The organism is Marinilabilia sp., from assembly GCF_016278715.1.
Taxonomy (GTDB): Bacteria; Bacteroidota; Bacteroidia; order Bacteroidales; family Marinilabiliaceae; genus Marinilabilia.
Map to the genome: position 1 here is coordinate 1 of NZ_JADQBH010000310.1, position 15,028 is coordinate 15,028.

A 15,028-nucleotide genomic window follows, 5' to 3' on the forward strand; every position below is an offset into this window, starting at 1 on the left:
CGTACAATTCTCCTCCCAGCGATCCCTTCCCGTCAATGGGCTGGCCAAGGGTGTTCAGAACCCGACCAACCATGCTGTCGCCCACCTTAATGGAAGCAATTCGTCCGGTACGTCTCACCACATCACCTTCACTAACCAAATGAGAATCAGCAAAAAGAACTACTCCTACACTGTCAGCCTCCAGGTTTAGCACCACCCCCATACAGTTGTCGAACTCCACCAACTCATTGGACTGAACATTAGACAAACCGTACACCCGGGCAATACCATCGCCTATCTGCAAAACAGTTCCTACCTCCTCCAGTTCTGTGGCTGATTGGAAACCTTCAATTTCTTTTTTTAATAGTTCGGAAACTTCCGATGGACGAATTTGTTCCATAGCGGTTATAATTTAACTCACAATTTTATTTTTCAACAACTTGATTTGATGAGCAATGCTGTTATCCACAATCTTGTCATCAACCACCAGAATTAATCCGCCAATGATATCAGGTTTCACACTGACCACCAGCTCAATTGAAGAGTTGAATTCCTTTTCCAGAAAAGTCTTCATCTCCTTCACATAGACATCATCAAAAGCAACAGCGGTAATCAACTTAACACTTCTTATGCCTTTATGCTTTTTGTAAAGCCCTTTAAAATACCTAAGCATATCAGAAAGCAACTCTTCTCTGTTTCTATCAATCACCATCTCAACAAACCGTATCATCAGAGAATGTTGTTCATTCCCCAGAATCTTCTTAACCAACTCTTTTTTTTGCGAAGCTTTAATTACAGGGTTATTCAAGAAAACACAAAAATCCTTGACACTAAGACAATGATCAAGCAATTGCCCGACATCCTGAAAAAAACGGTCGAGTTCATTTTTCTCTTTCCCGAGTTCAAAAAGGGCCGTTGCATACCTTACTGTTATGGGACCTCTGTTCATTCTGGTTTAATTAAAATTTATCTCGCTGAGATATGAATTGATTACTTTCTTATGCTTGTCTTCACCGGACAACTCTTCTTTCAATATTTTTTCGGCGATCTCAACAGAAAGTTGACCTATTGTATTTCGAATCTCAAGCATCGCGTCTTTTCGTTGCTTTTCAATGTCCCGGCCTGCTTTTTCCAGCATCCGCTGCGTTTCTGCCCTGGCAGTATCCTGGGCCTCAGCCAGAATTTCACTCTTCATCCGGCGAGCTTCTTTCAGAATCAAATCCCTCTCTTTTCGTGCTTCCTCCTTTATTTTCTTCCTTTGCTGCTCCATCATTTCCACCTCCTCATTAGCCCTTTTTGCATCCTCCAGGGCAAAAGAAATAGTTTCTTCACGAACCTTTAGCGCCCGTAAGATAGATGGCCACGCATATTTGCGCAGTATCACAAGAAGAATTATAAATGTCAAAGATGTCCAGAATACCAATCCGGGACTGGGGGTCAATAGTTCCATAAATTCATTTTTGGATTAAACCCAAACGATAAAAACTCTCTTAATCAACCAACCAGGCCACCACAATAGCAAAAAGCGAAACACCTTCGATTAGAGCGGCTGCTACGATCATTACGGTTTGAATTTTCGAACTCATTTCGGGCTGACGACTCATGGCTTCAAGAGCTGCTTGACCAATTTTCCCAATGCCGATACCGGCACCTAAAACTATTAATCCAAGTCCTACTGCGGTAAATGAAATAGCTTCCATATTACTTATTTTTATTTGTTAATGTTCTGATTTCGTGGTACTCATTCCTATAAACAATGCTGTCAACAGAGTGAATATATATGCCTGAAGAACTGCCACCAGCAACTCCAGCATAAACATCACTAAAGATAACAAAATTGAGACAGGTGCAATGTATATAGATTTGATAATAAATATAATAGATATCAAACTCAGGATAATTATGTGCCCCGCTGTGATGTTAGCAAAAAGACGAACCATCAGCGCAAAAGGCTTGGTGAGAATCCCGATAAACTCCAGTGGCACCAATAAAAATCTTATGAGAAAAGGCATTCCGGGTGCCAGAAATATATGCTTCCAGTAATCTTTAACTGCAAAAACATTAATGACCAAAAATGAAAAAACAGCCAGAGTTGCCGTAAAGCTGATGTTTCCGGACAAATTACTGCCGCCGGGGAAAAACGGCACAATTCCAATCATATTGTTGATCCAGATAAAGAAAAAAAGTGTCAGTAAAAAAGGAACAAACTTATCGGCTTTATCTTTGGAAATTTGACTACGGGCAACGTCATCCCTCACAAACAAAATTATGGGTTCCAACACGCCCCTGAACCCTTTAGGTGGAGCCATCCCATAACGGGCATACGCTTTACCTGCCGAAAGAAAAATCAACAGCAACAATGCCATTGACATCAACATGCTTGCAACATTCTTGGTAATTGAGAAATCAAGGGGCGAAGCATTAATAATGTTACCCGCTTCATCAGTTTTAAGAACCCCTTCCTGACCAGTAATAAAAAAATGCTCATCCCTCAGAATCACATAATCATCGCCCAGAGGCAACGGATGGTTGCCATGATAAAAATCTCCCGAGGTGTAGAACCAAAGAGAATTATTGTGCCACAAGATTACAGGCAAAGGAACATTGATATGAACAGGATACCCTCGTCGGTTGGTATAATCAATCACATGCCATTGATGCGAATCACTGATGTGCTCCATTATCAACCCAAAAGCATCCATTGGCTCTTCTTTTCCCGGATCCACTGCTGATGCCTGCGCGGTAATTCCGCTTAATAACAGAAAAAATATCAGTAATTCTTTTTTCAAGACCAAATCATTTTGATAACAACATCTGCAAAACTCAACATCCCGAAATGTGCATGTCCAACGGACAGAATACGGGTTTTCCGCGTTTTTCCTTTCACTATACGAAGAGAGTCAGCTGGAAGTTTCAATCATCCAAAATTTAGCTGGGCAAGGGGCCGGTTGAAACCACATCGTTCTCTCAAACGCCAACTACGAGGTATGGACAAGCATGGTTCATCAAAAAAAAATCTTAAATCTTTCGATGAAAAAGCCACTTAATTTTCCATTTAGTATCGACAGCAAGAAGAACTAAATAAGCTACTATTAAGGGAATAACAAATGCCTCAATATGTTCGTGATCCTTTTCAAAAACCAAAATAATCAGAAGAGGTATGAGAAGCATTTTAAGAAATGAAATGCCCACATAGAAAAACCCCGAAGATTGAACCCAGTATTTACGAACCTGATTCAGAATCATAGTTCCAACCGGAAATGAAGCGACAATGGCCAAAGCCAGATAAATCCAACTTCTGGGAATATGGCTGGCCTCAATATAAACAATAAGGCCTGCCACCCCTTTGATCAGCAGGCCGTAAAAAACTTCTTTTAACAATAATGCTTTATAGAGAATACCTCCCATAAGGACTATTTTTTGAACTCTTTGGGTGGGGATTGAACCGCACCGGTGGTTTCCTGACTTCCCATATTACAGGTGCCGGAGAAAACAGCGCCAGGCTCAATATTCAGCTTACCCGTTTTGATATCCCCATTTACCTTAGAGCTGGCTTTCAGGGAAAGCAATTCTCCAACAGAAATTTTGCCGTTGAGAGAACCCGCGACTTCCGCATTGCTACAAAATACTTCTCCTTTAATCAAGCCATTGGAACCAATAACCACTTTGCCTTTGGAATTAATATTGCCCTCAATATTACCATCGATACGAATATCTCCATTGGTTTGAATATCTCCAACTATTTTGGTTCCCTGACCAATGATGTTCGGTAATTTATTTTCGGGTTCAAAACTCTTTGCCATGATGTTTTATATTTATTAATTAATAACCTATTTCCTTTTTAAAATCAAATCTGTTTTTTACATGAACTAATCCAGCTCCAAACGACAAAGTTGAAATGAATCAGGATTTTAGCATGAAAAACAAACATCATCAGACTTTCATTCCAGTTCTTTTAGGTCTGATTCAAAACAAAATTAACAAGATTCTCGGAATTTAGACCTTTTCGTTGTCTATTTCCCTTAAACCTTTCAATTGTTTTTCTTTTTTTACCTGTCTTAATTTTTTAGCCGTTTTGGTATAGTACTTATGTTCTGCAATAAACCCAATCTGTTTTTTATTCCAGACTCCCGGAGACATATCCCCATTCAGATGCTGAAACTCATGGTACAATGAATTGGAAACCGGTAAAAAATCAGATCTTCCCAGGTAGTCCAGATCCGCATCTTTCAATATGGCTTCCAGGTGATTGCGTGGCTCTGCTTCTTTGCGGGTAACATTTATCAACTGGCAAACTTCCTCAACCTGTTCATCCAGAAACCCATACAATTGCATTACTTCACGAGCCATTTCAATACTATAATCTTCGTGGTTCTCCAATTCCACCAGAAACCCAGTATCATGAAAAAGGGCAGCTGTTTTGAGCAACAACATTTCCTCTTCGCCAATTTCTTCTCCCCGACCGATTATTTCAGCCTGCGTCACCACATCCACCGTATGCTTCATGTTGTGATACGTAAGCTCCCCGGGCAATTCATTCTCCAGGCGGTTGAGTACTGCTTCTTCCATATCTGCAAAGCGAATGTGCTGCAACCGTATTCGGAACAACTCATTGGGTTGCTTACCTTCACCATTTAACGACAATTCCGGAAGTATGCCTTTAATAAAAAACATATCCGTTTCCCCCTTATATTTCACCGGCATTTTCCCCCGGTACTCACTTACGAAAAATTCCTTAACCAATTGCCATGTTGTGCCGGATACATTAATTTCACCGGCGATTCCCGAAGATTCCATTCTACTGGCAATATTAACGGTATCTCCCCAAATATCAAACGAAATCTTTTTCCTTCCCACCATTCCGGAAATCACCGGCCCTGTATGAATGCCAATGCGAAGCTCCCAATACTCTTTATGTTCCAGCATTTTAATCTCCCGCATATCTCTCATGTAATTCTGCATTTCAATGCCGGCCAGAACAACTTCAATGGGGTTGGTACTATTCTTTACCGGCAAACCTCCGGCACACATATAAGCATCTCCAATTGTTTTAATTTTTTCTATTCCATACTTCTCCACGAGCTCATCAAAATGAAGAAAAAATTGATCCAGTTCATCAATCAGGATTTCAGGATTTAATTGTTCAACAATGCGTGTAAACCCCTGTATGTCGGCAAAAAGAACTGTTACTTTCTGATATTTTCTGGATTTCTTTTTAGGCCCCTGATGAGTATAAACGATGGAATCCGAATCATATTGCACATGAATACGGTGGGCCTTTTCCTTAACTTTCATGGCCAGTGCAACTCTTTCGGCCGTTAGTATTTCTACCCTTTTCTGGATATATTTTCTAATCCAGAAAGCAACTGCTAAAATTAAAAAACAAAAAACAGCCAGCCCTACCCAGGTATATATTGTAAAAAATGAAATCATTTAGTATTTTTTCAGATAAAGTTTCCACATACGGGAATAGAGCCCGGAAAGTTCCTTTAATATTTTTTAAACAAAAGTCATCTCCCTAATTTCTTTATAACCCGATCAATTTAAGCTCTGCGACAAATTTAGATTACTTTCGCATCAAACTACTGTTTTTATTTGGATAACAAAACAACTATTATTCAATTTAAAAAAAAAGTCTATAAAAAAGCCTTATTTATCTACACTTTCAGGCAATTCAAAAAAAAGCTTCAAAATCTTTAATGTTTCCAAAAACAAAAATATTATCTTTAACCGATTAATTTGAATCAAACCGACACATGGAAAGTTTAATGCATAGTATTCTGGTCCCTTACGACTTTACCGAAGTAACCTTTAATGCTACGGCCCATGCTGTAAATCTTTCGAAAGTCCTTAATACCAACATTACTTTATTACATATTGTAAAAAAGGACACGGAAATTCAGGCGGCTGAGAAGAACATTAGAGAAGAGGCCACTAAAATCGAGAAAGAGTTGGGTGTAAAACCGGAAACTCTGGTAAGAGAGGGAACTATTTTTAAAACCATCAACGAAGTCTCCGAAGAATTGGAGAATGCTTTGGTAGTGATGGGAACCCATGGAATGAAAGGGATGCAAAAGCTGACCGGAAGCTGGGCCCTGAAAGTAATTGTCGGCTCAAGAGTTCCGTTTTTAGTCATTCAGGAACCTCCTCAAAAGAACGATTATACCAAAATTGTTTTCCCGGTTGATTTCAAATCAGAGAATAAAGAAAAATTACGTTGGGCAGAATATATGTCCCGGTTTTTCAAAACCAAAGTATATCTGTTCTCTTCCACTGCCAAAGATGGCGCCGTGGATGGAAGAACAAAAGCCAATGTGGTATTCTGCAAAAACTTCCTTGAAGAGAAAAGTATTGATTACGAACTAATTTTGTCGAAACACAAAACTTCATTTTCTCAGGAAACAGTAGAATTTGCCAAAAATAATCAAGCCGACCTTATAATAATTATGACCACGCGCGATATTGCGTTCCACGACTACGTGCTTGGTGCACAGGAACAATACATCATTGCCAACAGCGCAAAAGTGCCCGTAATGGTAATTAATCCACGCACCGATTTAATGAAGTACGGATACGGCGGTGGCTTTTAAATATTAGACTAAGATGATATCAGACTAAGGCTGTCTCAAAAAATGGGACAGCCTTTTCCATTTTCATGCAAATGGATGGTGCCAAACTGATTTTAATATAAGCTTAAACATCTGCATTTTTTTGTATTTTCGCAAACAAGAGGTCGATAAACCGAACCAAAAACAAAAGCTAAATATGGAGCTGATTTTTGCCACAAACAATCAACACAAAGCAACCGAAATCAACAGCTTATTAGGGGAGAATTGGGATGTGAAATCGCTTTCCGATCTGAATTTCAATGATGAGATCCCTGAAACAGGAGATACCCTGGAGGACAATGCCCTGGAAAAAGCAAGATATGTACATCAGTTATGGGGCAAAAATTGTTTCGCTGATGATACCGGTCTCGAAGTAGAGGCTTTGCAGGGAGCACCAGGTATTTTTTCCGCCCGCTATGCAGGAGAAAATAAAGACAGTTCCAAAAATATTGATAAGTTACTGGAAGAACTAAAAGGACAAAGCAACAGAAAAGCCAGATTCAGAACCGTTATTGCCCTTATTATTAATGGCAGGGAGTTCCTTTTTGAGGGAATTGTTGAGGGTCAGATTCTTGAAAACCGCAAAGGCAACGGAGGTTTTGGATACGATCCGGTTTTTAAACCCGACGAAACAGACCTTTCATTTGCTCAAATGCCTCTTTCTGAAAAAAACCTCATCAGCCACAGGGCCAGAGCAATAGAAAAGCTCATCGACCATCTCGAAAACCCGCTGACCAGCAACTCGTTAACAAAAACCCGCCCCCGGTGAAACAAGGTTTTTATTATCAAAGGGTTATGGTTATCAAACATCGAACCCCAAACTTTTTATTACCAAGCAGTTGCCAAAGTTTAACGGAGTATTGACTGAGGACATATAAAACTTAAAAAATGGTGCGCATAAAAAACCTTCTTTTCCTGATAATTGTCCTCCAATTCTCGTCCACTATGCGGGGCCAGGAACAATGGAAGACTTATTACTCCTACAAGAACTGTTTCGATGTAGCAGAATCATCAGACTTTTTGATTGGAGCCACCAAGTTGGGACTTATCCTTTACCATAAAGAATCTTCCTCTGTCAGCGTAAAAAACAAAAACAACGGACTCTCCGAATCGGGGATATCAGCAATTCAAACCATTCCGGGAAGCAACACCATTCTGCTGGGCTATGAAAACGGAAACATCGATATTATCCAGGACGGAACAGTCTTCAACATTCCAGACCTCAAAATAGAAAGTCTCTCAACCAGCAAACAAATCAATCATTTTCTCTCTTTCAACAACCGGGTTTTTGTCAGTACCGATTTTGGTATTCTTGAACTGGACATCGATAAAAAAGAAATTGCCACCACCCTAATAATCGGAGCTGAGGCCTCCTTCCTTAAAGTATCAAAAACGGCAATAAAAGAAGATTCCATTTTTGCGGCTACACAAGAAGGAATCCTGGCGGCAAATCTCCACTCCGAAGAACTGGCTTTTTATAAAAACTGGTCCCGAATATCCCAATCCGCAACTCCTTACTGTGATGTACTGGCCACAAACGATGCAGTTATTGGGGCTAGGGGCGAAAAAGGAGGCACCTGCAACCTGATAACATTCTCCCGATCCGGACAATCAACACAAGGAAACTTCGCCCGGTTTTATGGTTTATCAGCCTCCGAAAACCAGGTGTTTGTTGCCACCCGCGATCGGCTGACCATTCTTGACAACAACCTTCAGCTCACCCAGAATATTGATTCGGTGCAGATTACCGGAGAGGAATACCATCATCCCTCTTTTCGAAAAGCCATCGTGGGAAACGATAGCAAAATCTGGCTGGCCGACTGGAACGGAGGGTTGTTATTTCAAAAAAACAGCGACAATTACGAGCAGTTGCTGCCCCCCGGACCGGCCAGCAATAACATCTATGAAGTTGTCAAAACAAAAAATGCCCTCTGGGCCATCCCAGGCGGTTTTGGAGCACTGTTTGAGAATATTTGGAGGGCCCCGGAAGTATCTGTTCTGCAAGATAATCAGTGGATCATATTTAACCGAAGTAACACACCAGCTTTCGCTTCATCGAACTCCAGAGATTTAATAAACATTTCTGTAAACCCAGATAACCCGGACCAGGTTTTTATCGCATCGTGGGGAAATGGGTTTTATGAATTTGACAAACGTGAAACCGGAGAATACTATCTCAAAAACCACTTTCTGGAAAGCAACAGTGCGCTTCACAACTTCCCAACTGCCCCAATGGACAGATATACCAGGGTGTGGGCAATGACTTTTGACGACAACGGCAACATGTTTATTACCAACTCAGAAATAGATGAGGCGGTGGTTGTTTACAATCCTAAGGACAACACCTGGCAAAATTATAACTATGCAACCCTGGCCACCGACTGGAATAAAATTGCAGATATCCTCATCGATGATTACAATCAAAAATGGGTCTATGTTGTACACGGACCTGCCAGAGGACTTTTTGTTTTTGATGACAATGGAACCCTAGCAAATCAAAATGATGACCGATACCGGGGAGTCATCGCCCCATCGAATGACCCAGATCCCCGAAATGCGGGATTAATGGAACTATGGGACGAAAATGGAGAGGCCCTGACCAATTATGTATATTGCTTTGCCAAAGACAAAAATGGTTATATCTGGATAGGAACCGACCTTGGCGTGCTGGTTCAATACGATCCGGGAAATGTTTTTAACAAAGAAAAACCGGTATTTTCCCGCATAAAGGTACCCCGCGGCGATGGTTCCGGGTTGGCAGATTATTTACTGGAAGGCCAACGGGTAACCGCAATTGCCATAGATGGAGCCAACCGCAAATATATTGGTACCGAAGGAACAGGCCTTTATATTATTTCGGAGGATGGAATAAAAACGGTCGATCACTTTAATACATCCAACAGTCCTTTGCCCTCCAACAACATCTCAAATATTTTTATTGATGAAGAAAATGGTGAAGTTTTTATTTCCACCAATGAAGGACTCATTAGTTTGATGGGAGACGCAACACAGGGAGCCGATAATTTTGGTAAAATATATGTGTACCCCAATCCGGTACGCCCCTCCTACGAAGGAAACATTACTATTGCCGGGCTTATGAACCGTACCACCGTAAAAATTACAGATACCGCAGGAAACCTGGTCTATGAAACCATCTCTCTTGGAGGACAGGCACTGTGGAATGGTAAGAATCTTTGGGGTCAGAGAGTAAAATCGGGCATTTACATAGTTTTTGTCAGCACCCCCGATGGCAACATGAATGAATTTACTAAAATTGCGTTTGTCAGATAATTTTGTAAAAACAAAAAACCTTAATGATGTTGAAACAAAAAGTGGGGATTTTGGGTGGAATTTTAGTGTTTGCAGCAATCATTGCTGTGGTCTTTTGGAATCTGTACAGACATCAGACCTATAGCGCAGGCAACACCATTGATGCCGTGCCTGCTGATGCTGCTTTAATAGCAAAAATTAACGACACCGACGCATTTGTTGAATCATTAGTTAAAGAAATAGACTATCGGGAAGAATTGCTTGCTTTCGAAAGCATCTCTGAATTGTATGATTTATTTCATTATACTGATACGGCAGGATTTTTTTCAAACAATCCGGGAAAAGGCCTGCTGGATTCACCGGTTTATCTTTCATTCACAAAAATCGGAAAGGAAACCATTGCCTGGGTTTTCCATTTTTCGGTGATTCACAAAAGTCATCAAAGTCAGCTGAAAACATGGATTGAGCAACATCTGGCAGGAAAAAGAAATTATACCGGTTTTCCCATTTATGAGATAAATCCGTTAAAGGGAGGAGACCTAAAACTTTTTGCCACTTTCCAGAATGGAATTTTATCGGTAAGCCATTCATCTCTATTGATTGAAGCTTCCATCAGGCAGCAACAATCTGGGATATCATTAGCGAATGACAAGGATTTTTCAGCTATTCAAAAAACCACCAGCAACCGCGCCGACGGGTCTCTGTTTATCAATTTTGACAATATTCAGGATTTTACAGAACCATTTCTGGCCCCCGGGCAGGAAGACATTGCCTCTTTTATACAAAAAGCTGCCAGATGGAGTGCACTTGATATCCACATCAAAGAAGACGGGTTGATGGTAAATGGCTTTCTAAGTCCCCGAACCGACCAGGATTTTATTTCCCTCTTTTCAGGGGTAGAGCCCCGACGCTCCACACTCAACCAGATTCTTCCTTCAGACATTAAACTGTTTACCGGATACAATTTCTCAGATAAACAGCAGTTTATCGGCAACTTCGAAAAATACATTAACCAGTCTGAAAATGCATCCAAAATCGCTTCCCTTGAAAAGGATTTCGAAAATAAAACCGGAAAACCCTTTGTGGAGTCGTTTTTCGAAATCATGGATGGCGAAATGGCTTTTGCATGTTCAAATTTTAACGCCAGTAATCCAAACGAAGGCCGCTATCTCGTATTTCGCACCAAGGGGCAGGCGGCCACCATGCCTGTATTAAAAAAAATTCAGGACTATTACCGTGTCTCACAGGAGCCCGTAAAAAATTACCGTGTGGATGAATCTACATGGTTCCCCATTTACAGAGGATTTGACGGAGAACTTAACACCCTGATCTGGTCAAACCTGTTTCCGGATCTGCCTATGAAATACTTTTCGTTTTTCCGTAATTATCTAATTTTCGCAGACAGCGAAAAAACGCTGGAATCTTTTCTATACAACAATGTGCTTCACCGCACCCTCGAAAGTCATCCTTACTATTCCTCATTCGCCGAGAATTTCTCATACGAAGAGAATTTCTTCCTTTTTGCAGAAATTCCGCATATTTTCTCGTTTATAGGAAAAACCCTCAATCCGGAAAAATTTCATCCCACCAGAGAACAACAAAAAGTTCTTTTTAATTTTTATGCAGCGGGCATTCAGCTCTCCAATAGTTCAGGGTTGAATTATACCACTATGTATGCCAAACATGCACCCCACCGCGATAAGGAACCAAGAACCATCTGGCAAAGCAGGATAGATTCAATGGTATCCATAAAACCGGCACTCGTTGACAACCATTACACGCAGGAAAAAGAAATTATGGTTCAGGATGCCGGAAACAATTTATATCTGATAAACAATATGGGCCGCGTGCTTTGGAAGAAGCCCCTTGACGGACCAATAATGAGTGAGATATACCAAATTGATTTTTATCGCAACAACAAGCTTCAATACCTTTTCAATACGCCGACCAAACTATACTTACTGGACAGGAACGGAAACCATGTGGCCAAGTACCCGTTTTCGCTACCAGAGAAGGCCTCCAGCGGTCTCTCCGTTTTCGATTATGACAGCAACAGAGATTACCGCATCTTTTTACCTTTAAACGACCGTAAAGTATATCTTTTTGATAAAACCGGGGCCCGTGTGCCTGGATGGAACATTCCCCAAACTGAAGGCATTGTTAGTCAGCCCGTCCAGTTTTTTAGAAGCAGCGGAAGTGATTACATTATTTTTAGCGATAAATATCGCAATTACATCATGGACAGGAGAGGCAACAACCGCGTAACCCCTCAAAAAAGTTTTGTCAGAAATTCGAAAAGTCCTTTCTTTATTGAGCACCCCAATTCAGAAAATGCCGCCCTGGTAACCACCACCACCACCGGGGAACTGGCTAAAATAATTGTGCCCTCGGGAAGAACCATCATCAGCAACACCACAAATCCCGAAGATCCCAGTCATTCATTTGTACTGCTGCATCAAAACGATCCCAAATATGTGATAATTACCCCCCAACAAATAACCATTTTCAATTCAGAGTTAAAACAAACAGCCGCTCAAAAAACCGATAAAAGAATTCAGACAATTGGCGATGTTTATCAATTTTCGGCTACCGATCATAAAATAGGTTTGATTAGCGAGGATTCTTCACTTATCTATTTGTATAACAGTGACGGAAGCCTGTACAAAGGATTTCCATTAAAAGGCACATCACGGTTTTCTATCGGTTTTCTGAAGTCATCAGCCTACAGGTTTAATTTAATCACAGGAGGGGAGAACAATTACATCTATAATTACAGGGTGGAATAACGGTATCTTTCACATTTTTATATATTTTTGCCCTGCCCTGCATCCCGGGAAATGAACATTGAACTAAAAAATTCTTACTCAAACGTAATGCAATATTCATTTTTTGATTTTCTTTCACTGGTAGGCTCTCTAGGTTTGTTCCTCTATGGAATGAAGATGATGAGTGAAGCTCTTCAAAAGGTTGCCGGAAATAAAATGAGGGCCATTCTGTCAGCCATGACTTCCAATCGTGTGTTGGGTATTTTTACAGGATTCCTGGTCACTGCCATGGTTCAGTCCTCCTCCGCCACCACCGTAATGATTGTAAGTTTCGTCAACGCAGGACTAATTACCCTGAAAGAATCAATTGGCGTGATAATGGGCGCCAACATCGGAACCACTATCACCGGGTGGATTATTACCCTTTTTGGATTTAAAGTAAAAATCAGTGCCTATTCTCTTCCGCTTATTGGCTTAGGTCTTCCGTTTATTTTTTCAAAATCCGATACCCGCCGTTCCTACGGGGAGTTATTAATTGGATTTGCACTTATTTTCATGGGGCTGGAATACCTGAAAGAATCGGTACCCAATATTCAGCAGAACCCTGAAATACTAAGTTTCCTGCACCAATATACGGATAATGGGTTCTTTACCACCCTCCTGTTCCTTGGCATAGGCACCTTACTTACCGTCATTGTCCAATCCTCATCAGCAACCATGGCACTTACATTTGTGATGTGCAACGAAGGCTGGATAGAATTCAACCAAGCTGCCGCTATGGTTCTTGGAGAAAACATCGGGACAACCATAACAGCTAATATTGCATCATCTGTTGGTAACATCAGTGCAAAACGAGCTGCACGGGTACACCTGATTTTCAATATGCTGGGCGTTGTCTGGATGTTATCTGTTTTCAATAATTACACCGGACTCATAGACACAATCATAACCCGAAACGGTGGAGCCTCCCCTAATGAAAACCCTGCAGCCATTCCTATAGCTCTCTCCATTTTCCATACTTCTTTCAATATTTTAAATGTGCTCATATTTGTGTGGTTTACACCACTGATACAAAAAACCGTGGAATACATGGTTCCGAATAAATCAAAAGATTCGGATGAAGAGTTCAGGCTCAAATACATTACAACAGGAATGCTTTCCACCTCTGAATTATCGATTCTTCAGGCTAAAAAAGAGACCCAGTTTTATGCCAAACATGCAACTAAGATGTTTGGCTTTGTTCGCAAAATGATGAATGAGAAAAAGGACAAAAAATTTAACAAGCTCTTTTCAAAAGTCCAGAAATACGAGGGCATTAGCGACAATGTAGAGGTTGAAATAACCAACTATCTTACCCAAATATCGCAATACAAACTCAGCGAACTGGGAAGAAAGCGACTACGGTCTATGCTAAAACTCTCAGGTGACCTGGAAAGTGTGGCTGACTGCAATTTTAATCTGGCCCGGTCGGTCAACCGTATGCGGGAGAAAAATATCACGCTGAAAGAATCGGCAATGGAAAAACTGGAACTCATGTTCAATCTGGCTGAAGAGGCATTGTCCGTCATGCGGGAAAATCTTCAGCAAGACGAACTGATGGTTTCTCTTACCAAAGCAAGATTACTGGAAGATCAGATCAATAACTATCGCAACCAGCTTAAGAGTGAACATCTCGACAATCTGGCCAACAATGTTTATTCATACGAAGCAGGCATCATTTTCAACGACCTCTTCTCTGAATGTGAAAAACTGGCCGACTATGTTATTAATGTCTCCGAGGCTCTGGAAGAAGTAGGGATGTAAAAAACTGGTCTAACCTGCATTATTGCCGGGGAAATGAAAAGACAAAATTGAAATTGCATGGTTTCCCTTGCCATCCTCCATTCTCCCCGGTGATAAAACTTAAATGCCTGTCATAGCGAAGGAAGTAAAGTAATCTCTTTCCTTTAACCCGACTCTAATGCCAAAAAATTTAAATTAATTCTTAAATGTCTGATAATTCACGCTTAATATTAGCATAACATAACACCTGTAGATTTGTACCAACAATAAAAGGAAAGAAAAGTACAACCAAAAACATAAATGTTATGAAAGCATTCGTATTAAGTATCGCAATTATGGCAATTTCAATTGCCAATACATTTGCCATCACTGAAAACCCCGGTGAACCCGCTGTTGCCAATACCTGTATCTCAGGAGTAATTGTTGACCAGAATACCGGAGAAGCCCTTACAGGAGTAGAGGTAAAACTCAACGGAACAGACACCAAGACCTACACCGATTTTGACGGGAAATTCGTATTCGACCAGGTAAAACCCGGAAAATATTCAGTTGAGACAAATATTATCTCGTATCAACCAATGGTTCAATCTATCAATGTAAACACCAACGAGTTGCACGCTTTGA

At 40.8% G+C, this 15,028-nt stretch carries 13 protein-coding genes and 1 pseudogene; 6 read left to right on the forward strand and 8 right to left on the reverse strand.

Features of this window, described 5'->3' with window-relative positions; all coding sequences use genetic code 11:
* From QZZ43_RS18735 to QZZ43_RS18770, 8 genes and pseudogenes are all read right to left on the reverse strand, one after another.
* Positions 1-379 (reverse strand): annotated as a pseudogene (locus QZZ43_RS18735) (F0F1 ATP synthase subunit alpha); the annotation flags it as partial.
* Between the two features lie 12 nt (positions 380-391).
* Positions 392-928: an ATP synthase F1 subunit delta gene (atpH, locus tag QZZ43_RS18740; RefSeq protein ID WP_291862479.1), complete on the reverse strand. Its 537-nt coding sequence runs from the start codon at positions 926-928 to the stop codon at positions 392-394.
* Between the two features lie 6 nt (positions 929-934).
* The gene (gene atpF / locus QZZ43_RS18745; protein WP_291862482.1) at positions 935-1,429 is read right to left on the reverse strand and encodes a F0F1 ATP synthase subunit B; all 495 of its coding nucleotides are present in this window, start codon (positions 1,427-1,429) and stop codon (positions 935-937) included.
* 40 nt (positions 1,430-1,469) lie between these two features.
* Positions 1,470-1,679, reverse strand: coding sequence for an ATP synthase F0 subunit C (gene atpE, locus QZZ43_RS18750; protein WP_291862484.1), 210 nt, complete (start codon positions 1,677-1,679; stop codon positions 1,470-1,472).
* Between the two features lie 18 nt (positions 1,680-1,697).
* Positions 1,698-2,768: a F0F1 ATP synthase subunit A gene (atpB, locus tag QZZ43_RS18755; protein ID WP_291862487.1), complete on the reverse strand. Its 1,071-nt coding sequence runs from the start codon at positions 2,766-2,768 to the stop codon at positions 1,698-1,700.
* A gap of 229 nt (positions 2,769-2,997) precedes the next feature.
* On the reverse strand, positions 2,998-3,387 hold the full coding sequence (locus tag QZZ43_RS18760) for a hypothetical protein (RefSeq protein WP_291862491.1): 390 nt from the start codon (positions 3,385-3,387) through the stop codon (positions 2,998-3,000).
* A 5-nt stretch (positions 3,388-3,392) separates the two neighbouring features.
* Positions 3,393-3,782, reverse strand: a complete 390-nt coding sequence (locus QZZ43_RS18765; RefSeq protein ID WP_291862494.1) for a polymer-forming cytoskeletal protein — start codon at positions 3,780-3,782, stop codon at positions 3,393-3,395.
* 193 nt (positions 3,783-3,975) lie between these two features.
* Positions 3,976-5,412: an adenylate/guanylate cyclase domain-containing protein gene (locus tag QZZ43_RS18770; protein ID WP_291862496.1), complete on the reverse strand. Its 1,437-nt coding sequence runs from the start codon at positions 5,410-5,412 to the stop codon at positions 3,976-3,978.
* 323 nt (positions 5,413-5,735) lie between these two features.
* Between QZZ43_RS18770 and QZZ43_RS18775 the strand changes: the two genes are divergently transcribed.
* The 6 genes from QZZ43_RS18775 to QZZ43_RS18800 all read left to right on the forward strand — a co-directional run.
* The gene (locus tag QZZ43_RS18775; protein WP_291862499.1) at positions 5,736-6,569 is read left to right on the forward strand and encodes a universal stress protein; all 834 of its coding nucleotides are present in this window, start codon (positions 5,736-5,738) and stop codon (positions 6,567-6,569) included.
* Between the two features lie 175 nt (positions 6,570-6,744).
* Positions 6,745-7,356 carry a non-canonical purine NTP diphosphatase gene (locus QZZ43_RS18780; protein ID WP_291862502.1) on the forward strand — a complete coding sequence of 204 codons (612 nt, stop codon included), beginning with the start codon at positions 6,745-6,747 and terminating at the stop codon, positions 7,354-7,356.
* A 119-nt stretch (positions 7,357-7,475) separates the two neighbouring features.
* Complete coding sequence (locus QZZ43_RS18785) at positions 7,476-9,878, forward strand: two-component regulator propeller domain-containing protein (protein ID WP_291862505.1); 2,403 nt, start codon at positions 7,476-7,478, stop codon at positions 9,876-9,878.
* Positions 9,879-9,901: 23 nt separating this feature from the next.
* Positions 9,902-12,643 carry a DUF3352 domain-containing protein gene (locus tag QZZ43_RS18790; protein WP_291862508.1) on the forward strand — a complete coding sequence of 914 codons (2,742 nt, stop codon included), beginning with the start codon at positions 9,902-9,904 and terminating at the stop codon, positions 12,641-12,643.
* Positions 12,644-12,730: 87 nt separating this feature from the next.
* Complete coding sequence (locus tag QZZ43_RS18795) at positions 12,731-14,425, forward strand: Na/Pi cotransporter family protein (RefSeq protein WP_291862511.1); 1,695 nt, start codon at positions 12,731-12,733, stop codon at positions 14,423-14,425.
* A gap of 284 nt (positions 14,426-14,709) precedes the next feature.
* A partial coding sequence (locus QZZ43_RS18800; protein WP_291862514.1) for a carboxypeptidase-like regulatory domain-containing protein occupies positions 14,710-15,028 on the forward strand: 319 nt, incomplete at its 3' end.

What these genes read in the sequence shown, in the direction of transcription:
- atpH (WP_291862479.1), bottom strand. Translation starts at nt 928, where the DNA reads ATGAACAGAGGTCCCATAACAGTAAGGTATGCAACGGCCCTTTTTGAA.
- QZZ43_RS18775 (WP_291862499.1), top strand. Translation starts at nt 5,736, where the DNA reads ATGGAAAGTTTAATGCATAGTATTCTGGTCCCTTACGACTTTACCGAA.
- QZZ43_RS18760 (WP_291862491.1), bottom strand. Translation starts at nt 3,387, where the DNA reads ATGGGAGGTATTCTCTATAAAGCATTATTGTTAAAAGAAGTTTTTTAC.
- QZZ43_RS18765 (WP_291862494.1), bottom strand. Translation starts at nt 3,782, where the DNA reads ATGGCAAAGAGTTTTGAACCCGAAAATAAATTACCGAACATCATTGGT.
- QZZ43_RS18770 (WP_291862496.1), bottom strand. Translation starts at nt 5,412, where the DNA reads ATGATTTCATTTTTTACAATATATACCTGGGTAGGGCTGGCTGTTTTT.
- QZZ43_RS18790 (WP_291862508.1), top strand. Translation starts at nt 9,902, where the DNA reads ATGATGTTGAAACAAAAAGTGGGGATTTTGGGTGGAATTTTAGTGTTT.
- QZZ43_RS18780 (WP_291862502.1), top strand. Translation starts at nt 6,745, where the DNA reads ATGGAGCTGATTTTTGCCACAAACAATCAACACAAAGCAACCGAAATC.
- atpF (WP_291862482.1), bottom strand. Translation starts at nt 1,429, where the DNA reads ATGGAACTATTGACCCCCAGTCCCGGATTGGTATTCTGGACATCTTTG.
- atpE (WP_291862484.1), bottom strand. Translation starts at nt 1,679, where the DNA reads ATGGAAGCTATTTCATTTACCGCAGTAGGACTTGGATTAATAGTTTTA.
- QZZ43_RS18795 (WP_291862511.1), top strand. Translation starts at nt 12,731, where the DNA reads ATGCAATATTCATTTTTTGATTTTCTTTCACTGGTAGGCTCTCTAGGT.
- QZZ43_RS18785 (WP_291862505.1), top strand. Translation starts at nt 7,476, where the DNA reads ATGGTGCGCATAAAAAACCTTCTTTTCCTGATAATTGTCCTCCAATTC.